The sequence below is a fragment of the Bythopirellula polymerisocia genome (genome assembly GCF_007860015.1).
Lineage (GTDB): Bacteria > Planctomycetota > Planctomycetia > Pirellulales > Lacipirellulaceae > Bythopirellula > Bythopirellula polymerisocia.
The window spans coordinates 593011-613056 of sequence record NZ_SJPS01000004.1 but is presented as its reverse complement, the minus strand read 5'-3'; the positions used below and the strand labels follow the sequence as shown (position 1 = coordinate 613056).

Below are 20046 nucleotides of genomic sequence, written 5' to 3'. Positions count from 1 at the left end.
GAAGCCTCCGCTACGGGACGGCCAAGAAGTCGCATGAGCAACGTCAAGCTAGTCCTTGGGCCCGCACAAGGGGGAAAAACCACCCTTTTGGTACGGCAATACGTGCGCTTTCTCGACGAATGGCGTCGCGAATGTCGCCAGCCGGGAGCGATCTGGATCGGCCCCAGTCATGCGACCCTGGAGCAGGTTCGCGACCAAATTGCTTCGACCACAGTTTCGGCCCTGCTGAATCCTCAGGTGGCCACTTTTGCCAAGTTTGCAGAGCAGGTGATCGCTCAAAGTGGCCGCCGTATCGGGCCGATTGGAACTTGGGACAAACTACGAATCCTGCAGCAGTTGGTAGCCGACCTCGCTGCCAAGAAGAAGCTGGGCTACTACTCGGCTGCAGCCGAGACAACTGGCTTCATCCAACAGGTAGCCCAGTTCATCGGCGAGCTCAAGCGGCGTGACATCTGGGCCGAGCAATTTCGTCAACGTGCGCGCTCCGACCGGGACCGCGATCTCGGTGCGATCTATTCTGCCTATCAGCAATTCCTCATTGCACAAGATTTGTATGACGCAGAAGGACGTTTTTGGGCTGCTAGAGATGAAATGAAAAACGAGACCGACACGAAGTGGGGTCTGGTCGTGGTGGATGGGTTTACGGATTTTACCTCTGCACAGCATGATATTTTGCGTTTGTTAGCAGAACGCTCGGATCGCTTGTTCATCTCCTTGTTGGGCGAGGACGGAGAAACTTCTCCTACGTCGGGGCGGGGACTCCTCTTCGGTCGGACGAACGACACCCGAACACGATTACTGCAATCGATGCCCGCCGTTGAGAGTGAGTTCGTGGGGCCGAGTCGATTCGACTCCCCTGCCCTTGCTCACCTCGAGCGTCAGCTCTTTCGGGATAACCAAACGACCGCTAACCAAGCGGCTGGCATTTCGATACTGGCAGCCAACAGCGTTCAGGGCGAGATTCAAGAGATTGCCCGACGGATCAAGATGCTGCTCTTCACGAGCGAAGCGAAACCTGAAGAGATCGCAGTTGTGTTTCGCAATCTGGACGAAGTCGCCCCGCGAATAGCACAAGTGTGCGAAGACTTCGGTTTGCCGTTCGATTTGGAGAATCACAGGAAGCTCAAGGACACTCCTCAGGTGCGATCCTTGGTCAAATTGCTCCGCCTGCATGAGCAGGATTGGCCTTTTGATCTGTTGTTGGATCTGGTGGGGAATCGCTCGACTGGCTGGATCACGGATGGATCAACTAACGATTGGCGACTCCCTGTTGAGCGTTGTATCCGTCGCGCCCAACTACCCGCTGGGCGTACATTGCTCTTGGACCAAGTGCGCTTGTGGGCCAGCGCCGACGACTTGAAGTCGAAGTTATCTCCAGATGTGAAGGTCGCATTGCCAATCCTAGAATCCTTGGAACAGAAACTAGCAATATTGCCCCTCAGGGCTCCCCTGAGGGAGTGGATTGACCACCTGGAGCAGTTGGTTGAGTCGTTCGGCATTGCGGAGCCTCATTGGCCCAAGCTGCGACGCGCATTGATCACAACAAGCAGTAGAGACGAGCAACTCGGTGTCGCTAGCGAAGAGTTGACCAGCGCTCAAGTAATGCGCCTTGTGGAATTGGTTTCTAGCGAAGTCCCTCTCCCAGCGAAACACGATGCAGCCGGACGGGTGCGATTTTTTTCGGCTGCCAACGCACGGAATCTCGCGGTACGTCACTTGTTTTTGGCCGGGCTTAGCGAGCAGGCCTATTCAAACGCTGAAAGTGCCACGCGACTGTACAACCAACAGGAATTGGGACATTTCTCCGCCGAGACGAACAGTAGAACGCCTACCTCTGAGGAACAGGCCGGCGACGCGATGCTCTTGTTCTACGAAATGGTGACGCGCTCTAGCGAGAGCCTCACTCTCAGCTACCCGGCACTTGACGAGAAGGGCCAAGCCCTTTCACCCAGCCCTTTTCTGACAGAGTTGGAACGTTGCTTTTCGGACAATTCGATTCCCAAGATGGAAATGCCCTTGGGCATGTTCGCCAACAAAGGACAAATCCCAGTGAGCCGCAGTGACTGGCGGATCGGGGCAGTTGAAGCAGCCCTGGATGGCGAACCCAAATGGCTCGCGGGGTTGGTTTCGCAGAACGTAGGTGCCGCGATTTTGCAAGGAGTCCACAGCGTTGGCTCGCGGAGTCAGCGCGATACGTTTGGCCCTTACGAAGGGATGCTTGCCAGCGAGGCGGTCCGTGCCGCATTGGGCAAACGTTTCAATGAAGAATATAACTGGAGCCCCAGCTCACTCGAAAAGTATGCGACTTGCCCATTTCAATTTTTCGCTGGAAAGCTTTTAGGGCTCGAACCCCTTGAAGAGATCACACTGAGAAGTGATCATCTGCGGCGTGGCAGCTTATTGCACCAAGTACTGGCAGCTGTGCACCAGCAGGCGGGTGGTTTAGACGATGACTTAAGCGAAGCGGAATTGGTCACTCGCTTTGCCGCTGCACTGGAGCGGCTCATCGCTGAAACCCCGCTCAGTGGATTGAACGATGCCTTGAGGGAACTTGATCGGAGGGTAGTTCTCTCGTGGGCCCCCCAATACGCTGAGCAGGAATTGCAGTATCGCAAGCAGTGGCACTCGTTTGACGAGCCATTGCGGCCAACCCATTTCGAAGTCAGCTTTGGCCCCCTCAGGCGCGACAAAGGAGATGAGTTTCGAGATCCCCTTTCACAAAGCGTCCCCTTTTCGCTGGACCTGGGCAACGAGCAGATTCGCCTCACCGGACAGATTGACAGGATCGACGTTGGTCAGGTCCGCGGTGTGACCGTGTTCACGATCATCGACTACAAGTCGGGCCAGGGAGTGACTCTCAAACCGGCGGAAATGGAAGCGGGGCGCCAGTTGCAGTTGCCACTCTACGCAATAGCGGCAGAGAAACTCTTGTTGGCCGACCAGCAGGCGGTCCCACTAGCCACCGGCTACTGGAATATCAAAAAAAAGGGATTCGGCGGCGCTCGCGATGCGTTGCAACTCTACAGAACGACAGAATCCGGTTTGGAAGCCACCGAGGGATGGGATGCACTTCAATCCGCAATTTTCAGTCGGATTGAAGAAGTAGTGCAAGGCGTACGAGCCGGAGATTTCCCTGTGTACAACGAGGACAAGAGATGTACGGAGACATGCGATTTCAGCAAAATCTGTCGCATAGCGCAGATCCGTAGTTTGGAAAAAGTGTGGAATCCAGGAGAGCAAGGATGACTTGAAGAAGATGAGGACATTTGTAGAACCGACCACTTTATGGATTCAACCACATTTGGCCGAAGGCCTTCATTACCGTAGCCTGGGGCATCGCCCCAGGAATTAATCTAACAATCATGATTTGGCCAACGGCCATATTCACTGCTACCCAAGTTTTTCGCTGCTGCGGAGAATTCCAAATGCCACAGTCTTTCACAAGACTCTATGCCCATTTGATATTTAGTACGAAAAATCGCGAGACCTTTTTGGACGAGGGAATCCGTTCCTCAGTTCACGGATACCTCGCGACAACTGTTCGTAGACTCGATTCGCCCTATGTGGTTGTAGGAAGCGTAGCTGACCATGTTCACATCTTATTCGATATGGGAAAAATGCATTCACCCGTTAAGTTCGTGGAACAGATTAAGAGAGAGAGTGAATATGGCCGTTGGCCAAACGGTGTATTGTGACAACATTCTCCTGGGCCGATGCCCCAGGCTACGGTGTATATGGCCTTCGGCCAAAAGACATATGGGATATAGAAATCAATGACCGTCACCGTGCCCCACGCAAAGTTCACCGACGAGCAAGCCGAGGCATTGGCCGCGCATGAGCGTTCGGTCGCGCTGGCTGCTGGTGCCGGTTGTGGTAAGACGTTTGTGCTGACGGAGCGTTTTCTCTCCTATCTCGATCCGCGTCAGCTGCAGCCGACAGCGGAACTCGACGAGCTGGTCGCGATCACATTTACCGACGCTGCCGCAAGGGAAATGCGCGATAGGGTTCGGCGAAGTTGCTACGAACGACTTTCCCAGGCAAGTGATCCCGAGGAACAGCAGGCCTGGCGGCGGCTCTTGCGAATTCTTGACTCGGCCCGCATCAGCACAATTCACTCTTTTTGCGGCGCACTGTTGCGAAATCACGCCGTCGAGGCCCATCTTGATCCACGCTTCGAACAACTCGACGCGGCAAGTGCTGATCTCCTGCGATTACGTACACTCGATGACCGCCTGCGACAGTTGCTGTTGGAGCGCGATGAAGCGGTAATTCAGTTGGCCACCCGGTTCGGTCTGGAAAAACTGCGTGAATACCTGCTAAATCTTGTTGGTGAAAATCTGAGCGAAGTCTATGAAGGCTGGCATGACTCGACACCTGCCAAACTGATTGCCACGTGGAGGGAGTACTATCACCAGGAAACCTTCCCACAGGCAGCTCGGGAAATCCTCGCATCCGAACCGGTGCAGCAATTGCAGACCATCTGTGTGAAAGGAGATTTTGCTGCGGATGAATTGCATGCACATTGCGGTCGGATACTTGTGCTCCTACAGGAATTACCCGATAGCGACGATCCTGTCAGGTTGCTCGAAGAGTTGATCCAGCTAGCGAGGGTTCAGGGAAATGCCGCAAAGAAGAAGAATTGGGCATCCGAAGAGGATTTCAATTCGTTTAGAGATACCTGTAAAAAAGTTCGCGACGACATAATTAAGAAGTCCATCCTTTTCAAGCCATGGAACGAGGAGCAGTTGCAAGACACAGCCCAAGCGGGACTCGAGTTGTTAAAACTTTCTGCCGATGTTGCTCACTGCTACGAACAGGCCAAGCAAGACCGCAATGTGTTGGACTACGACGACTTGATGCAAAAAGCACATCGGATGTTGACTGCACCTGAATACGCCCTCCAGCAGAGAGAACTGGCCAAGAGTACCAAGCTGCTTCTGGTCGATGAGTTTCAGGACACTGACCCTGTGCAGGTGGCTATTGTGAAGGCCTTGTGCGGCCAGCAGTGGGCTGAGCAGGGACTGTTTGTCGTCGGCGATGCGAAACAATCGATCTATCGATTTCGGGGAGCACAACCAATAGTTTCCCAGCAATTGGGGGAGTCACTTCCTGAGGGAAGTAGATTGTCTCTTACAACAAATTTCCGCAGTCAGGGTGCCATCCTCGATTTCGTGAATGCACTATTCTTTGATGCCTTTGAAGAAGCGTATAAACCGCTGCGCCCGAGTCGCCCTCAACTTACTCCTACACCCTCTGTCGAATTTCTCTGGGCGCCTACAGATGCTGGGCATGACGACTCGATCCCAGCACAGCTGCGCGGAGTCCAGCGTGAGCGCTACCGTGAGGCCCGCTTTATTGCTCGGCGACTGGCAGAGATGATCGACTCAGGCCAGGCGCTCGTCGTGCAGAGAGAGAATAATAAAGACTCGCTCCGCCCCGTCCGGCAAGGAGATGTCGCTATCCTCTTGCGGGCCTTGAGCGATGTGCAGGTCTACGAGGAAGCGCTCCGCGAGCAGGGCCTGGACTATTATTTGGCAGGTGGACACGCCTTCTACGCCCAGCAGGAAATATTCGACATACTGCATCTGCTGCGTTGCGTGTGCAGCGAGGCAGATGAACTGAGTTTGGCAGGTGCGATGCGGAGTCCAATCTTTGCAGTGGAAGATGAAACGCTGTATTGGCTCGCAACGAAGTGCGGATCTCTCCACGCCGGATTGACTGCTAAGGAACTTCCCCACGAGATTTCACTCCAAGAGCACGCCAAGGTCGTACACGCCAGGACCACTCTCGAAGTACTTCGCAGCCGTAAGGACAATTTACTCGTGGCTGAATTGCTTGGCTTGGCAATCGAGCTGACTGGCTATGATGCCGTGCTACGAAGTGAATTCCTGGGCGAGCGCAAGCTGGCCAATTTGCACAAACTGGTCGAACAAGCTCGCACGCTCGACAAACTCAGTCCAGGTGATCTTGCTGGATTCGTTACGCAATTAACACAGTTTGTCACCCGTGACCCCAAGGAACCCGCGGCCTCGACGACTGCCGAAGGAGACGTCATTCGGATCATGACGATCCATAACGCCAAGGGGCTGGAGTTTCCCGTGGTGGTTATTCCCGATCTAGAACGGCAACAGCGTGGGGGCAGTTCGGTGCCCGTTTTTGACCTAAGACTCGGCCCACTTGTTTCCTCTACCGATGATTCGTGTGTCGGCAGGGACCTGCATCAACTGGCTGAGCAATTCGAAGACAACGCGGAAAGGCTTCGCTTGCTCTACGTGGCATGTACTCGAGCGGCCGACTATCTCTTCTTGTCGAGCAGCGTCAAGGACCTCGACAAACCCAAGAGCGACTGGTTGAAGTTCCTTGCGAAGCGATTTGATATCTCAACAGGAAATTGTCTTGCGGAATTGCCCGCTGACTTTGGGGTGCCAGAAATTCGTGTGACAAACAGCGAACCAACAAGCGGACGCAAACCGGCCAGCCGCGCCCGTGGGGCGGACCTCATCAAGTTGGTCGACAAGACTTTCAAGCTGGCCGAGTCTGGGGGTGGCATGATACCTCCCGGAGTAGCACCGATATCAGTTGACTTGAAAGCACGCAAGAGTTTCTCGTTCTCGCGACTATCAGGGAAACTGCATAAACGATTGATCCAATCCCAATCGCTGGACGATGAATTAGAACTTGCCACCCCCCTATTAGACCCTCGCGGCTTCGGCACGCTAGTGCATGAAGTGTTGGAACAGATCACTGAGAACAGGAACTCTGTCTCATTCTCTGACGTGAAGGACTTGTGCGATTTTCTGGCACCGAACCATTTGGAATTCAACGCCGAAGAGGGGGCGTCTGAGGCAATCGAATTGGTATCACGTTTCTTGCAGTCACCTCGATACAAGAGCATGACCGAGGCTCGCTGTCTGTTGCGGGAGGTGGAGTTTCTGCTTCCCGGCCAATTGTTGAGCGATTCGCTGACGGGCCGCTATCTGGAAGGGATCATTGACTGCCTCTATCAGGATAATGGGGGAGAGTGGCACCTGTTGGACTACAAGACCAATAACGTCTCCGCCGCAGATGTCCCAGCGGCTGCTCGGTCCTACGCCATACAGATGTTCGTTTATGGAATGGCTTGCGAAAAAGCGTTGGGTGTTCAACCGGTGGAAAGCACGCTCTATTTCTTGCGGCCCCCTGCGGAATCTCAATGGCGCCAAAGTGAGGCGAATCAGGCAGACCTAATCCGAGAGGTTTTGCAAGCAGTCGAAGCCCTTGATAGTGAAGTTGAAGGGTGACTCCTAACCAAGCAAGCGACCGTTTTTCGTCGGCTCCCCTTGCCAAGCGAAGGCATTTCTGAGATTGTAAACTGCTTAAGCCGGTGTGGCGGAATTGGCAGACGCGCATGGTTCAGGTCCATGTGCCCGCAAGGGCGTGGAGGTTCAAATCCTCTCACCGGTACTCGATTCTCTGGAAGCATTATCACAGACCATTTTTTTCTCATATTGCTTCCCCTGCCACGAGTCACGCTGGGCGAATTCTGCTTCGATGGCCCGTTTTACCCCTGACTTGTCGAGGCACCAATCGGGACCGATGAAATAATCGGGCGGCGCGTCACCACTGATCCGCTCAACGACAATCGTCGGCGGGAGTATCTCCAGGAAATCGACGACCGTTTGCACGTAGTCGTCGCGGCCGATGAGTTGCACTTCTCCTGCAGCTACCTGGTCGGCCAGGGGGGTGTTCTTGACGCAATACAGGTTGTGAATCTTCACAGAATCAATGTTCACGCGGGCAACCTCCCGTGCGGTATCCAGCATGTCGGCGTGCGACTCGCCAGGGAGTCCCAACATGACATGGGCACAAATCTCGAACCCACGTCCGCGACTCCTCTCGACCGCTTCGAGGAACGAATCGTGGTCGTGGCCTCGATTCATCCAATCGAGCGAACGATTGTGCATTGTTTGCATTCCGTACTCGACCGAGAGGTAAGTTCGGCTGGCCAAATCTTGAAGCAGGTCCAGGACGTCGTTTGGAACACAGTCGCTCCGCGTGCCAATGGCAAGTCCAACGACCTGGGGGTGGCTGAGTGCAGATTCATATAGTGGCCGCAAACGCTCGACGGGGGCGTAGGTGTTGGTGGCGGGCTGAAAATAGGCCAAAAAGTGGTTGCAACTTTTGTACCGATTCCGCATGCGGAGAATACTCTGGTCAATTTGTCCGAGGATATCTGCTCTCGGGAGCCGTCTGCTCGGGCTGAAGCTTCGGTTATCGCAAAAGGTACAGCCCCCCTTGGCCACGGTTCCGTCGACGTTGGGACAGGTAAATCCAGCGTCGAGACTGACTTTCTGGACACGACACTGAAATCGCTGCGTTAATGCATGGTTGTAGGAAAAATAACGCAGGCCCGCGGCACGCCAGGTCGGCTGTAAATCCCTATCCAGTATCAAGTTAGTTGACTTCACAAGGTGATCCAGGTAGACTAACAAACAGGCCAGGGCTTCGACACGAGGGTCGGCATTCGGCGAATTGCTTCGCCCTCTGTGCACTAAAAAACTCCCCGCGTATTCGTTTATCATTGGGGCAAAAGAAATTTTTCGCAAGAGTGTAATCTCATGTATGGTGAACTAACTCCGCTCGGTGGCGGCGATCCCATCCCTCTCTTGAAAAAACAGTTGTTGATTGGCCGCCGCGAAAGTTGTGACATTGTCCTTCGTTTTGCTAACGTCTCGGCCCACCATTGTCGGTTGGTGCTCAATGGCGGATATTGGTTTATCCGCGATATGCAGAGCCGCAACGGAGTGAAGGTCAACGGTATTCGGGTTCAAGAGAAGCGTGTTGATCCGGGAGATACACTCTCGGTGGCAAAGCATGATTATGAGTTGTTCTATTCCCCTGCGGACTTGGGTGCTATTGGCCCGCCACCTGCAGACGACATGCCCAACGAAATCATGACCGAATCGTTACTCTCTCGAGCCGGACTAAAGTCTTCCGATGCTCGGGAGAAGGCCCCGCAGTACGCGGGCAAGAAGGCCGATGGATCATTCCGCAGATACGACGTTCTCGAAAACGAAGAGCAACTCAAGATGCCAGATCGGCCTGTATGAGCACTCTTCGCGCGATAATCACTTTCCACTTCAACGCCCAAGGACTGCAATCCTTGGGCGTTTCTCTTTTCGAGTAGCTAACCTCCCTTTGGTATGGGCAAAAAAAAACAGCGTAAGGTTCGAGCCGATCTCCGTAAGAATCGTAATGTCCGGACACGGAGCAACGACCTGACTCGCGATTTTGCCAGCGACGAGGAATCGGTCGTTGATCTTGCCTCGGGACAAAGCGTTAGTGGCAAGGGAGACCTCACCCGCAAACGAACAGTTGCTAATGCCGAGATTGATGAGGAAGGCATTATTTCACCTGCGGTGGACACATTAGTTTGCCTCGATGGGCGCGTGCTGCGAGTGCAAGGATTAGTGAGCATGGTGCAATTCGCCGACGGCACGCTTCGACAATGTGCGACCCGTCGGCTGCTCAAGACACTGAGCACAGATCAGCGGCATGTGGTGGCCGCCGGAGATCGCGTGTGGGTGCGACCTTCAGGCGCTGACGAGGGAATCATCGAACGCGTTGAGCCGCGCACTGGCGTCTTAAGCCGCAATAGTCGTGGTCGTCAGCATGTGCTGGTAACGAATGTTGATCAATTATTGATTGTCACCAGTGCGGCCCAGCCACGATTGAAACCGAATCTTCTCGACCGCTATCTCGTAACTGCCGAGCGAGCCCGTATCGAGCCAATAATCTGTATCAACAAAGTGGATCTAGTCGATCGTGGCGATTTGCAACCACTCGTCGGTGTCTACAGCCAGCTCGGCTACCGAGTGTTACAAATTTCAGCCGCCGAAGGTTGGGGAATACCCGAATTTCGCTCACTACTGCGAGGAAGATCATCGGTTCTGACAGGCCAGAGTGGCGTCGGCAAATCGAGTCTGCTCAATATCATCGATCCAGGACTTGCTCTCCGCGTTCAGCAAGTGAGTGCCGAAACCGAGAAAGGAAAACACACGACGACCACATCCGAGTTAATTCCCCTCTCAATGGGAGGATTTGTTATCGATACTCCTGGCATCCGACAGTTTCGCTTGTGGGATGTGGTACCCGAAGAGTTAGCAGGGTTCTTCCGCGATCTTCGCCCTTACGTGAGCCACTGCCGTTACCCCGACTGCACGCACACCCATGAGGAGCCGTGCGCCGTAAAGGATGCCGTGGCCGAAGGGGCCATCGATGTGCGGCGGTATGAGAGTTACTTGCAGATTCACGCAGGGGACGAGATATAGCCGCTAGCGGATTGGCGAGGACCGAGAAATCTCCTCGAACCTTTTTCGCCTGTGCAACTTATTTTGACAACGCAGCGAAAGAGCTTCGCGCGCACTGTCCGTCAGCAGACAACAAGGAAGCTATTACGACATTGCGTTCAGCTCGCTGCGCCAACTCGTGATTCTTCCAGGCAAATCGCTCTCGGAAACAGAATGTTGTTCTCTTTATGGACATGCTGGTGCATGTTGAGCTCCAATTCACGCAGTCCATCGAGCATCGCACGATAGGTATTGCAGGCACCATCGGGAGCGGCATACTCCAGTGTCAGTTTGCGTATTTGAGCCAGGCCGTCACCTGCGTTGTCATGTTCTTGCTCCATCATTCGAATTGGATTAGCAACTGTACCGAACGGAAATGCCGGGTTCTCTTTCGACTGTTCGAGTAATCGAATGGCCGGGAATAGCACCTGCTCTTCCTTGAACATATGTGGCTCAAGTTCGGAGCGCAATTCGGCAAAGACCTGTTGGAGTTTTGGCAACTCCTTATGAGATGCGGCATGGGCGTTGACTACTTTGGCGATCAATCCAGACAATCGTGGCAGTTCGCTCTTGAGGTAGGCATGATGCGTTTGTTCGATGTGATCACAAAGTTCACATAGCGACGTAGTGAGCCAGTCTCGTGTGGGCTCATCGAACTGGTTGATGGCCTGCTCGATATTCTCCAGGACCTGTAGAGGATCAAGCTTTCGATCCAAGCAGGCCTGTTCTAGCGGTTTTCCACCACCGCAGCAATAGTCTATCTCAAGCGATTCGAACACCCGCGAAGTTTGTGGATGCTGGGCAACCCAGCTGCCGATAGATGAACTCAGGTTGATTTTTGCCATGATTCGCTCTGTTTTGGCTAGTGTGTTGAGGAATCGCAATTAAGTCGAATGCTTACAATAATCTTTAGTCGTGTCACAACATGCTCGGCGTCGGGTTGTGTACGACACCACTGGCATCCTCATCGGTTTGTGGCTCGGTGGAATGCTCCCAAGCACTGTAGCTTGCTAGCGCGCTCCCTTGTTCGAACTTGCCGCTATGCTCGCCGAGGTCTTTCAACGTCGCCCAGCGAACATAAGCCAGCAATTGTTGTTCAGAGCCAAACGTAGCAACTAGGCGATGTTCAGCACCCTTCTTTGATCCGTACAAATAATACATAAGTGCCCTTTCTTAATGCCCGTGTTTCAAAACGATTGTCACTAGAAGCGACGAATCTTCGATGGCTCGCACCGAATGCTCGGCCGATCCAGCTAAGTACATCAGATGGCCACTGGACAGCTTGCAATCCAATCCTCCCGCGCGAAAGAGGACGTCGCCTTCCAGACATTGAACCGTGATTTCACCCACTACGCTGTGCGGTTCTATTTCTTTTCCAGCAGGCAAGACTAGCCGAATCACTTCCAGAGAATCGGTTTTAACCAAGGTTGTCGTTTGCGCTGTATGAAGTTTCGTGTCCAGAGGACGGATGTCGACAACTTCTGCGGATTTTGCATGGGGAATGGCCATCAATATTTCCTCCTAAAGGAATGCCCGGTTTTCAGCCCGGCAACAAAAACAACAAGGGCAACAGCACCAAGGAAAAACAAGGTATCACCTGGAACCCGCATCCACCGTAGATTCTGCATCAATGGTGATTGCATAAACTCTGAGCTGCGTGCATACCAATAGCCATGCTCAACCGACGCTGACGTTTGCATTAGCCCGACCGGTAGCAGGCTGAGTACGCACATCGCCATCAGTCCGCCGTTCAACGCCCAAAACGAGAATCGCAATAAGCCATCTTTCCACTCAACCCCTGGGATCAAGACCCTCAGACAGATGAGCATCAGACCGATACCCAACATCCCGTATACGCCAAAGAGTGCGGCGTGTCCATGGAGCGGTGTCGTGTTCAATCCCTGCATGTAGTAAAGCGCGATCGGCGGATTGATCATAAAACCAAACAGACCGGCACCGATCATGTTCCAAAAGGCTACAGAAATGAAAAAGTAGATGGGCCACTTGTAGTGACGCACCCACGGTGTCGTTTTTGACCTACGCAGATCTTCCGTAGCATCGAAGCCCACTAGAACCAATGGCACTACTTCCAAAGCACTAAAGACTGAGCCCCAAGCTAGCGCTACCGTCGGTGTCCCCGAAAAATACAAGTGATGACAGGTGCCGATGATCCCGCCAGAGAGAAAAATGGTTGCGGACAACAAGGCCGCTGCAGCAGCGATGCCTGGTCTAATGAGATGCAGTCGCATAAAGATGAACGCAATGACGGTCGTGGCAAAGACCTCAAAGAACCCTTCAACCCACAGATGAACAACCCACCAGCGCCAGTACTCAACGATAGAAAGGTGAGTATGCTGACCCCACGTCAAGCCTGCTCCATAAAACAAGGCAATGGCCGTGGTGGAAACTGCCAGCAGAGCCACGAGTTGTTTTTGCTCGCCTTCTTTTCTCAGCGCGGGAAGCAAAACTCGAATCATTAAGAAGAGCCACAAAAGCAACCCGGCAAAAAGCGCGAGTTGCCACACGCGTCCCAAGTCGACGTACTCGTACCCTTGGTGACCAAAATAGAAGGACACGGTGTCGGTCAACTTGTTTTGGACGCTTAGCCACTCGCCAGTCAGCGAACCGGCAACCACAAGCAGCAAAGCCAGGAATAGAATATTGACACCTAATCGCTGCCCCTTGGGTTCTTGCTCACTTACCAGGGGACCGATGAACAGCCCGGCTGCCAGCCAGGCAGTGGCGATCCAGAACAAGCCGATCTGAATATGCCAGGTTCGAGTCACACTGTACGGTAGCCATTCAGAGAGAGGGAATCCATAGAACCCATCGCCTTCTACTCCATAATGTGCGGTGATAACACCCAGCAACATCTGCAGCAGAATCAAGGCCGAGACGACCCAGAAATATTTGATCGTCGCCTGTTGGGATGGAGTGGCTTCCCACTGACCAAGTGGGTCCGTCTCCGGTGCCAGTGGTTCTTCCTCTTCACTGCGGCGAGACGCATACCACCACGCCATGGCGGAAATTCCCGCTAACAGCATGATGATGCTCACGCCTGTCCAGACCACGGCATCTCCCGTGGGTCGATTCCCAACCAGAGGCTCATAGGGCCAATTGTTCGTGTAAGTGACGTGATCGTCAGGACGGTTCGTCGAAGCTGCCCAGGAGGTCCAAAAAAAGAATGCCGACAACTGCTTGAGTCTTTCAGAATCCGTAATGGCACCCGCTTGGATTGCGTAGTCCGCATTGCCGTCGGAGAATACCTTGGAATAATGCTGGAGGTTTGACTGGAAGGCCTCCTCTCGAATCGGATCAACCGTAACCGCTCCGGTTGCCGGATCAAAGGTGCTGGTTCGCATCAGGTCCGCCAACCGCCCGCTCAATTGTGCCTGTCGCTCTGTGTCTAGCTCAGCGTAATCCGTGCTGAATTCGTCTTGTGCCCAGCGATCAAGGATGAAAACTGCCTCGCGATGCAGCCAATCAGCCGTCCAATCGGGAGCGACATAACTTCCATGCCCCCAGACCGAGCCAACTTCCATTCCTCCCATCGATTGCCAGACGTTTTGTCCTGCTTGAATCTCTCCTTCATCAATGACAACCTTGCCCTCCGTCGTCACAACTTTATCTACCAGCGGCGGGACTTCTTGATAAATTCGAACCCCTATCCACCCGAGCACTGCAAAGGAGACCACCATAACTAAGCCAAAAAGCAGCCACAGTCGCTTCATAATGACCCTCGTAAATTGATGTAATTTTTTGAATTATCGCATCCAATAAATACTGCATGCCTACATATAGAATGAGCTTACGGGTTGTATTCTCCATGTCAAGGTGTAGTATTAGCGTGGAGGTAAAAACATGTTGCCAAAAACTGCCGAGTATGCCCTACGAGCTACCGTTTGGCTTGCTCGTACTCCTGAAAAGGCGGAATCCGCCGACCAACTTGCCGAGTCAATTCAAGTTCCTCGACGATATCTTCACAAAGTACTGCAAGACCTGGTGAAAGCTGGATTGGTGCGATCCCAGTCGGGGCCAGGTGGTGGATACAAACTTGACTGCAATCCAGCTTCAATCACGATTTTGGATGTGATCAAGGCGGTTGGCCCCCTCCAGCGGATCGAAAGCTGCCCGCTTGGCTTGGAGTCCCACACGAGCCTCTGTCCGCTACACCGCGAGTTGGATAATGCGTTTGCCACTGTGGAAGCCGCATTTGCGCGAGTTACTGTTGCGGCGCTGCTCAACAAATCGAGCAACATCCCTCCGCTATGCGAATGCAAACAACCCACTTGAGACTTAGCGAGGAATAAAGTCAGCATCGGCTGTGAGCTTGTGGGCAAACGTCGCTAGCAGATCGGCGCAAGCATCGAGGTCTGCCAGGGCTATTGTTTCCACGGCACTGTGCATGTAGCGATTGGGGACACTGACCAAACCCGCTGCCACGCCAGCGCGTGATAACTGGATCGCATTTGCATCGGTACCGGTGCCACGACCACTAGCAGCCCATTGGCAGGGAATATCGCCGTATTCGGATGCTTCTCTCAGACGGTCAACAACCACGGGGTTCATGTTGGGGCCCCGATAGATGACGGGGCCTCCGCCGAGCTTGATGTCTCCTTCTTGGGTCTTGTCGATCGTGGGACAGTCGGTCGCATGCGTCACGTCGACCGCAATGCCCACCTGTGGATTCACGCCGTAGGCACTCGTATGAGCCCCGCGGAGACCAATCTCTTCTTGCACGGTTGCAACTGCATAAAGGGCCACCTCAAGACCGCGTTTTTTTGCTCGCCGCAACGCTTCCATGCAGACCCACAAGCCAGTCTTGTCGTCCATGCCAGGAGAGTTAGCCAAACCATTGCGCAGTTCCTGGTAGCCAAGCTCAAGAGTCACAGGATCGCCGATGCGGACAATCTCGGCAGCTTCCTCTTTGGACTTAGCGCCAATGTCTAGCCACATGTCCTTGGGTTTTACTACCTGCTTACGTTCCTCTTGATCGAGCAGATGAATTGGCTTGCGAGAAATGATCGCTGGCACTGGGCCAGTGTTCGTATAGATGGTCATCCGTTGACCAATGAGTTGCTGGGGATCCCACCCACCAATCGTGTTGGTATAAATAAAACCTTGATCGTTGATGTGTGTGACCAGGAGTCCGATCTGGTCGGCGTGCCCGGCAAACATCACCCGCAAGGGAGCGCCCACATTGCAGCCTGCGATGACGTTACCATGTAAATCCGTCGTGACCTCATCCGCAAATTCTTCTGCGTAACTCCGGACAATATTTTGCACCGGTTGCTCGTATCCAGAGGGACTCGGAGTTTCCAGGATTAATTGAAAGAACTGTTTAGCAGAGGCTTCCATTCGATTTCTTCTTTCTGAAAGTTCTAAAATTTTCGATTAGATCCGACGAGGCCATTCGCCGAGTTCCAATAAATTGCCATCTGGATCTCGGAGAAACAGTTGTCGGTAGCCATAGTCTGGTAGTTTTTTCTCCACGAATTCGACGCCATGCGACTTGAGTACGGCAACCGCACCGTCAATATCGGGGCAACCGATTGCAAAGTGCCCATTAAGCGTGTCAAATCCTTCGCCACTCGGTTTGTGATCCGCTCGGTGAATCAAATGAAGCATCACGCCGACTTCCTCATGCACGAGCCAGCGGCCATCGAAAGAAAATGAGGGACGTGGTACGGCATGAAACCCAAGTACGTCGCAGTAAAACCGCTCACCCCTGGCGGGGTCGGTCGATAGCAACGCCACATGATCCATGGGGCCAAGTTGGAGGGGTTTCGCTGTCATGAAGTGCTTTCGAGGTCAGCAAATCTGCCTGAATTGCTAGCAAACCAATGGTAATCTTTGACGATTTTAACGATTTTCTGGCCAACCGCGAGTCTCTTCGACGATAAACCACTACGAATATCCTCTTGTTTCCTGGAACCGATCGCTGGATTCGGCGGGAACTTGAGCGATCAATGATTCGAACACGCACTTGTTGGAGCGCAGTAACCATGTCCCCAAGAAATCTTCTCTGCCTGATTTTTGCAATTGCCTGTACCTGCCACGTTGGTTGTTGTGGGTGCCTGAGTGGGATGCGTTGCGGGAGTTGCTGCGATCCGTGCTGTGGCGTACCAGAGGCTTCCTGTGCCTGCCCTAGTTGCGGCTGTGCGGATGGCTGCTGCGACTGTGTAAGCTGTGGTGTGGCCGATCCGGGCTGCTGCTGCCCTGAGCCAAGTTGCTGTTGTCCAGATCCTTGCTGTGGCTGCGAAGCTTCTTGCGGTGTCCCCTGCGGATGCGGCACGCCCGTGTGTGGGTCGGGATGTGGGTCATGCTACCCCAATCAAAGACTTTGTGACTGTCCGCTCCTGAGACGTCTGCGTACGTTCTTCTGCGGTTGTCAGAGTTGTGCCACATGCCCGACTCCGAGTTACTACGGTGACTGGCAAAGTGAACCCTCCAGCAATTGCGCGACCTGCAATCAGTACGGCAGCTACAGCGGAGCCCAGAGCGGTCCCGTGCTAGCCAAGCGTCCTCCGTTGAAACGAGGTCGCAACGTGTCCGACGAGATTCGCTTCGCGGATACACAAGAAACAACCTACCGCTAAGTGTCACTTCGAATCGATTCGGAAAAGCTCACGGGCATTTCTGGTTGTGATCCCTGCAAGTTCCTTCGTGCTCACGCCTCGCACTCGAGCCAAGCACTCGGCGGTATGGACGACATTTGCCGGTTCATTGGGCTTCTTGCCGCGTACGGGTTCTGGAGATAGGTAAGGGGCATCCGTTTCAATCAGCAGCCGCTCGTCAGGCACTGTGACAGCACACTCACGCAAGGCTTGAGACTTCTTAAACGTTAGCATCCCTGCAAAGCTGATGTGCAGTCCGATCTCGACACATTCCGCTGCCATTTCCATTCCGCCAGTAAAGGAATGCATGATTCCGCGTAAGGGACCCCGCTGCCGGGCCTCGCGAAGCATCACCATGATGTCTTTATCGCAGTCCCGCATATGAACAACAAACGGCAGATCGAGTTGCTGAGACAGCCGCAGATGCCGATCAAAGTAATCCTGCTGCAAGTCAAAAGGGGCGAAATCCCAGTAGCGGTCGAGCCCCGTCTCACCAATGGCAACGACTCCCGGTTCCTTCACGAGCTGCGTGATCTTCTGCCAATCGTCGGGAGCCGCATCGGCAACGTAATTGGGTTGGATGCCGACAGCCGCGAAAACGCCAGCGTGTTGTTGCGAGAGTGAAACACATTTTTCACTCGCTGTGGCGGTTGTGCCAACGGCGACTAACTCGGTGACCCCAGCATCGCGCGCCCTCGCCAGTACCTCGGAACGAATGTCGTCAAATTCTTCCTGGTCGAGATGCGTGTGCGTATCGAAGAACATTATTCCTCAAACCGCAAATCAAGAATCTCAAATCGATTCGTGCCGGCCGGTACTTCGATCTCGACCTTGTCTCCCTTTTTCTTGCCCAAGAGGCCCTGAGCAAGTGGGCTAGTAATAAGTATCTTGCCTTCGTCGTAATCTTCGTCGCCTGACCCTACGAGCGTGAATTCCTCGGTATCGCCAAAGTCGAGGTCTTTCACTTTGACGGTCACGCCAAAGACTACTTGATCCTTGGGAAGAGTTGAGACATCGACGATATCTGCCCGCGACAGCTTGTCTCGGAGCATATTGATCTTTGCCTGTAAGAGTCCTTGGCTCTCGCGAGCGCCGTGGTACTCCGCGTTTTCACTCAAATCCCCTTCGGCACGTGCAGTCGCTATCCGCTGTTCGATGACTGGCATTTGTTCATTCTCAAGATCGTATAGCTCGGCCTTAAGTTTGTCGTACCCGCCACGGGTCATGGGGTTGCGTTCGATCATACCATCACTCTCATGAATTACAGGATTCTTAGCTGGCGAACTGAGTTGAAACTTTTCGGCTTCGTTCTAGCCAGCAAACTTTGGGGGATTTACAAACAAAATGGGCCTCCCTTACGGAAGACCCACCACTGTCCTCTATTTTTGCGCCGCCTTGGCATGATGTAAAGACCGAACGGGGCTTTTTGGAATTCACTCGGTCAAATACAGCAAGCAACCACAATTTATGCAGAAAATAGGCTTCGAAAGGAGCAAGTCGTTCTGCATATTAAGTGTGATTGTCTTGCCACATCCTTGGCAGACCATGTCCTCGACAGGTGACATTCCATCGGCCCCTTTGCCACGGATCACGCGCTGATATTCGTCCTTGAGTGTGGCGGGAAGCTTTTTTTCCACCTCAGCCAACTCCGCTTCGAGTCGGGAGATGTCTCCCTTGATCAATTCGCCCTCTGCAGTAACCGAATCGCGGAATGTGGCAAGATCGTTCTTCACGGCAGCAAGCGCCTTCTCCACTTCTTTGACTTCCAAAGAAAGTTGATCGGCCTTCTCCATAGCTTCCAGAATCTCGTCTGCCATCACACTGTTAGCCATCTCGGCAGCGGCAATTTGCTCCGTAAAAGTCTGATACTCACGGTTGCTGGAAGCGGTATTGAGTTTTACCTTCCAGTCCAAAATCTTGTTTTCGCTCGACTTGAGATCGAGTTGTTTTTGATCGATCGCTTTTTTGGTTTGGAGCACTTTGTCCTGGGCAGTGCTGAGAGCCGTCTCTTGGAGCGTGACGTTCGACTGGCGAGCCTGCACCTGCCGCGGTCCCCGGGACAACCGCTCGTTCAAATCGCCAAGCTGAGTATGAATCCGATGCAACTCGCGCAACACCGTTGCGGATACCGACATAGCGGGCCTCCGTAAGTATGAAAAACTGCAACGATCAATTCGCCGCAACTTGAAATCGATTTGCCAAATATAATCTGGGGACAACCCCCGCTTCCATTGTAGCGAGAATCTCCTCGCTCAACAGCAGGCACGGAAGTAACGGAAACTGACTGCAGAATGTCCGAATTGTGGTCGCTATCCCGCAGATTGGCGTCTATTCGTGCCCAACTCTTATCGGGCAGGCACAATTCGTATGCTGGGACAGTCGCGTCGGGAACCAAGAGATTTCAGTGCAGTGGGAACAACCAATTCTCATCCAGTTTATTGACGATCTACCAATTGGATAGCATTACGAACCCCTTCACACCCACTGGCCGCAGTACTGATTGCATCACCAAACCGAAGGTTGCCTTTGCCTATTCTGGCAATCCCGAACTACCGTAAACGATATCACCGAAGATGGCCTTCAGTCGATTGAACTGCTCACCAGGTTTGTCCATCTCCCACTCTGCTACATATTAATCTTGTCACTCCACATCATGCACGACCACCACCAAGACCAACCCGAGGGTATCGATTGCGATGTGCCGCTTGCGTCCGGTGATTTTCTTGACTTCATCATAGCCTCTTTCTTCACCTCCCTCGGCCGAACAAACCGATTGGCTGTCAACAATTGCCATGACATCAGTGAGCTTATTGCCTGACGGTGAATACGCTCCCAAGTCTCTTCGTTCCGCCAATTCCAGAAGATGATGTAAACTGTCTTCCAATGAAGAAAATCGTGGGGCATCCGCCGCTACTGGCAGCCGGTCCTGGCGACGTTCAGTATCGCGTCGAACACCCATCGGCGACAGAGCGGCTCTCGTCCTAACCCGCTCCAGTTTGGTAAGAGTCGCTAGATATTTCGCCATTGCTCGTCCAACAGATCACAAGGATACTTTTTGTCACGTTGCACGCTACGGCTACTCCGTCCTAAGATGACAAAAC

Annotated in this window: 18 protein-coding genes and 1 tRNA gene; 7 read left to right on the top strand and 12 right to left on the bottom strand. The window is 53.3% G+C overall.

The features are described from left to right. Positions 1 to 33: 33 nt before the first annotated feature. The 4 genes from Pla144_RS15310 to Pla144_RS15295 all read left to right on the top strand — a co-directional run bounded on the left by Pla144_RS15310 (position 34) and on the right by Pla144_RS15295 (position 7443). A complete protein-coding gene (locus tag Pla144_RS15310; RefSeq protein WP_146451544.1) occupies positions 34 to 3246 on the top strand; it encodes a PD-(D/E)XK nuclease family protein in 3213 nt (1070 codons plus the stop codon). 116 nt (positions 3247 to 3362) lie between these two features. Further along, positions 3363 to 3695: a transposase gene (locus Pla144_RS15305; protein WP_146451543.1), complete on the top strand. Its 333-nt coding sequence runs from the start codon at positions 3363 to 3365 to the stop codon at positions 3693 to 3695. Between the two features lie 78 nt (positions 3696 to 3773). Further along, a complete protein-coding gene (locus tag Pla144_RS15300; protein WP_146451542.1) occupies positions 3774 to 7280 on the top strand; it encodes a UvrD-helicase domain-containing protein in 3507 nt (1168 codons plus the stop codon). A gap of 79 nt (positions 7281 to 7359) precedes the next feature. Beyond that, positions 7360 to 7443 (top strand) — tRNA-Leu (locus Pla144_RS15295). Here Pla144_RS15295 and Pla144_RS15290 read toward each other — a convergent pair. Then, on the bottom strand, positions 7425 to 8531 hold the full coding sequence (locus Pla144_RS15290; protein WP_231936380.1) for a TIGR01212 family radical SAM protein: 1107 nt from the start codon (positions 8529 to 8531) through the stop codon (positions 7425 to 7427). The two genes, Pla144_RS15295 and Pla144_RS15290, sit on opposite strands and share 19 nt — an antisense overlap. A gap of 66 nt (positions 8532 to 8597) precedes the next feature. On the opposite strand from Pla144_RS15290, the gene Pla144_RS15285 reads away from it, so the two are divergent. Both Pla144_RS15285 and rsgA read left to right on the top strand, forming a co-directional pair. Next, complete coding sequence (locus Pla144_RS15285; RefSeq protein WP_146451541.1) at positions 8598 to 9089, top strand: FHA domain-containing protein; 492 nt, start codon at positions 8598 to 8600, stop codon at positions 9087 to 9089. A gap of 93 nt (positions 9090 to 9182) precedes the next feature. Then, a complete protein-coding gene (gene rsgA / locus Pla144_RS15280) occupies positions 9183 to 10310 on the top strand; it encodes a ribosome small subunit-dependent GTPase A (protein ID WP_146451540.1) in 1128 nt (375 codons plus the stop codon). Positions 10311 to 10447: 137 nt separating this feature from the next. Here rsgA and ric read toward each other — a convergent pair whose 3' ends face one another. From ric to Pla144_RS15260, 4 genes are all read right to left on the bottom strand, one after another. Further along, entirely contained in the window at positions 10448 to 11173 is a 726-nt protein-coding gene (ric, locus tag Pla144_RS15275; protein WP_146451539.1) for an iron-sulfur cluster repair di-iron protein, read from the bottom strand. Between the two features lie 73 nt (positions 11174 to 11246). Further along, on the bottom strand, positions 11247 to 11489 hold the full coding sequence (locus Pla144_RS15270) for a hypothetical protein (RefSeq protein ID WP_146451538.1): 243 nt from the start codon (positions 11487 to 11489) through the stop codon (positions 11247 to 11249). Between the two features lie 12 nt (positions 11490 to 11501). Next, complete coding sequence (locus tag Pla144_RS15265) at positions 11502 to 11837, bottom strand: cupin domain-containing protein (protein ID WP_146451537.1); 336 nt, start codon at positions 11835 to 11837, stop codon at positions 11502 to 11504. Further along, on the bottom strand, positions 11837 to 14059 hold the full coding sequence (locus tag Pla144_RS15260; RefSeq protein ID WP_146451536.1) for a nitric-oxide reductase large subunit: 2223 nt from the start codon (positions 14057 to 14059) through the stop codon (positions 11837 to 11839). The genes Pla144_RS15265 and Pla144_RS15260 overlap by 1 nt, the downstream gene beginning before the upstream one ends. A 130-nt stretch (positions 14060 to 14189) precedes the next feature. Here Pla144_RS15260 and Pla144_RS15255 point away from each other — a divergent pair, with 130 nt between their 5' ends. Beyond that, the gene (locus Pla144_RS15255; protein ID WP_146451535.1) at positions 14190 to 14621 is read left to right on the top strand and encodes an RrF2 family transcriptional regulator; all 432 of its coding nucleotides are present in this window, start codon (positions 14190 to 14192) and stop codon (positions 14619 to 14621) included. A 3-nt stretch (positions 14622 to 14624) separates the two neighbouring features. On the opposite strand, the gene Pla144_RS15250 is transcribed toward Pla144_RS15255, so the two are convergent. The 7 genes from Pla144_RS15250 to Pla144_RS15220 all read right to left on the bottom strand — a co-directional run bounded on the left by Pla144_RS15250 (position 14625) and on the right by Pla144_RS15220 (position 19970). Next, a complete protein-coding gene (locus Pla144_RS15250; RefSeq protein WP_146451534.1) occupies positions 14625 to 15686 on the bottom strand; it encodes a M42 family metallopeptidase in 1062 nt (353 codons plus the stop codon). Positions 15687 to 15722: 36 nt separating this feature from the next. Further along, positions 15723 to 16124, bottom strand: a complete 402-nt coding sequence (locus Pla144_RS15245) for a VOC family protein (protein WP_146451533.1) — start codon at positions 16122 to 16124, stop codon at positions 15723 to 15725. A 351-nt stretch (positions 16125 to 16475) separates the two neighbouring features. Continuing rightward, positions 16476 to 16736, bottom strand: coding sequence for a hypothetical protein (locus Pla144_RS15240; protein WP_146451532.1), 261 nt, complete (start codon positions 16734 to 16736; stop codon positions 16476 to 16478). Between the two features lie 194 nt (positions 16737 to 16930). Beyond that, positions 16931 to 17710 carry a TatD family hydrolase gene (locus tag Pla144_RS15235; RefSeq protein ID WP_146451531.1) on the bottom strand — a complete coding sequence of 260 codons (780 nt, stop codon included), beginning with the start codon at positions 17708 to 17710 and terminating at the stop codon, positions 16931 to 16933. Next, the gene (gene greA, locus Pla144_RS15230) at positions 17710 to 18189 is read right to left on the bottom strand and encodes a transcription elongation factor GreA (protein WP_197530717.1); all 480 of its coding nucleotides are present in this window, start codon (positions 18187 to 18189) and stop codon (positions 17710 to 17712) included. The genes Pla144_RS15235 and greA overlap by 1 nt, the downstream gene beginning before the upstream one ends. Positions 18190 to 18378: 189 nt before the next feature. Further along, on the bottom strand, positions 18379 to 19080 hold the full coding sequence (locus tag Pla144_RS15225; RefSeq protein WP_146451530.1) for a zinc ribbon domain-containing protein: 702 nt from the start codon (positions 19078 to 19080) through the stop codon (positions 18379 to 18381). A 506-nt stretch (positions 19081 to 19586) separates the two neighbouring features. After that, positions 19587 to 19970, bottom strand: a complete 384-nt coding sequence (locus Pla144_RS15220; RefSeq protein ID WP_197530716.1) for a transposase — start codon at positions 19968 to 19970, stop codon at positions 19587 to 19589. Between the last annotated feature and the right edge of the window lie 76 nt (positions 19971 to 20046).

What these genes read in the sequence shown, in the direction of transcription:
- Pla144_RS15310 (WP_146451544.1), top strand. Translation starts at nt 34, where the DNA reads ATGAGCAACGTCAAGCTAGTCCTTGGGCCCGCACAAGGGGGAAAAACC.
- Pla144_RS15305 (WP_146451543.1), top strand. Translation starts at nt 3,363, where the DNA reads ATGATTTGGCCAACGGCCATATTCACTGCTACCCAAGTTTTTCGCTGC.
- Pla144_RS15300 (WP_146451542.1), top strand. Translation starts at nt 3,774, where the DNA reads ATGACCGTCACCGTGCCCCACGCAAAGTTCACCGACGAGCAAGCCGAG.
- Pla144_RS15285 (WP_146451541.1), top strand. Translation starts at nt 8,598, where the DNA reads ATGTATGGTGAACTAACTCCGCTCGGTGGCGGCGATCCCATCCCTCTC.
- rsgA (WP_146451540.1), top strand. Translation starts at nt 9,183, where the DNA reads ATGGGCAAAAAAAAACAGCGTAAGGTTCGAGCCGATCTCCGTAAGAAT.
- ric (WP_146451539.1), bottom strand. Translation starts at nt 11,173, where the DNA reads ATGGCAAAAATCAACCTGAGTTCATCTATCGGCAGCTGGGTTGCCCAG.
- Pla144_RS15270 (WP_146451538.1), bottom strand. Translation starts at nt 11,489, where the DNA reads ATGTATTATTTGTACGGATCAAAGAAGGGTGCTGAACATCGCCTAGTT.
- Pla144_RS15265 (WP_146451537.1), bottom strand. Translation starts at nt 11,837, where the DNA reads ATGGCCATTCCCCATGCAAAATCCGCAGAAGTTGTCGACATCCGTCCT.
- Pla144_RS15260 (WP_146451536.1), bottom strand. Translation starts at nt 14,059, where the DNA reads ATGAAGCGACTGTGGCTGCTTTTTGGCTTAGTTATGGTGGTCTCCTTT.
- Pla144_RS15255 (WP_146451535.1), top strand. Translation starts at nt 14,190, where the DNA reads ATGTTGCCAAAAACTGCCGAGTATGCCCTACGAGCTACCGTTTGGCTT.
- Pla144_RS15250 (WP_146451534.1), bottom strand. Translation starts at nt 15,686, where the DNA reads ATGGAAGCCTCTGCTAAACAGTTCTTTCAATTAATCCTGGAAACTCCG.
- Pla144_RS15245 (WP_146451533.1), bottom strand. Translation starts at nt 16,124, where the DNA reads ATGACAGCGAAACCCCTCCAACTTGGCCCCATGGATCATGTGGCGTTG.
- Pla144_RS15240 (WP_146451532.1), bottom strand. Translation starts at nt 16,736, where the DNA reads ATGTGGCACAACTCTGACAACCGCAGAAGAACGTACGCAGACGTCTCA.
- Pla144_RS15235 (WP_146451531.1), bottom strand. Translation starts at nt 17,710, where the DNA reads ATGTTCTTCGATACGCACACGCATCTCGACCAGGAAGAATTTGACGAC.
- greA (WP_197530717.1), bottom strand. Translation starts at nt 18,189, where the DNA reads ATGATCGAACGCAACCCCATGACCCGTGGCGGGTACGACAAACTTAAG.
- Pla144_RS15225 (WP_146451530.1), bottom strand. Translation starts at nt 19,080, where the DNA reads ATGTCGGTATCCGCAACGGTGTTGCGCGAGTTGCATCGGATTCATACT.
- Pla144_RS15220 (WP_197530716.1), bottom strand. Translation starts at nt 19,970, where the DNA reads ATGGCGAAATATCTAGCGACTCTTACCAAACTGGAGCGGGTTAGGACG.